The sequence below is a fragment of the Rhizobium ecuadorense genome, assembly GCF_001187535.1.
GTDB classification, from domain to species: Bacteria; Pseudomonadota; Alphaproteobacteria; order Rhizobiales; family Rhizobiaceae; genus Rhizobium; species Rhizobium ecuadorense.
Genome location: NZ_LFIO01001563.1, coordinates 1 through 255, shown reverse-complemented (window position 1 = coordinate 255; position 255 = coordinate 1). Strand labels below are relative to the sequence as shown.

Annotated in this window: 1 pseudogene; it reads left to right on the top strand. The window is 59.6% G+C overall.

The annotated features are described in order from the left end of the window. Nucleotides 1–180: pseudogene (locus AF337_RS44720) on the top strand (hypothetical protein); the annotation flags it as partial. Between the last annotated feature and the right edge of the window lie 75 nt (nucleotides 181–255).

Here is a 255-nt window from a genome sequence, read left to right as displayed (position 1 = left end):
CCGTCTACAGGCTCTGATGAAGCACCGCAGCGCAGGACGACCATCCATGACGACTGGCAAGGCCGGCAGAGGTACGTGCACCAATCCGACACTCTCGCCGGCCGCGCCGCACGCTGGCACCTGCGAGCGCTGGAGAAAAGCATGTCGAAACAGCCACATCGAACAATGGGAGCAGCATGACGGAAAATAGCACTGCGCCATTCTCATTCCGATTTAGCGGTTCGTCCTTCGACAACATGGTCGAAACGCTCGGGG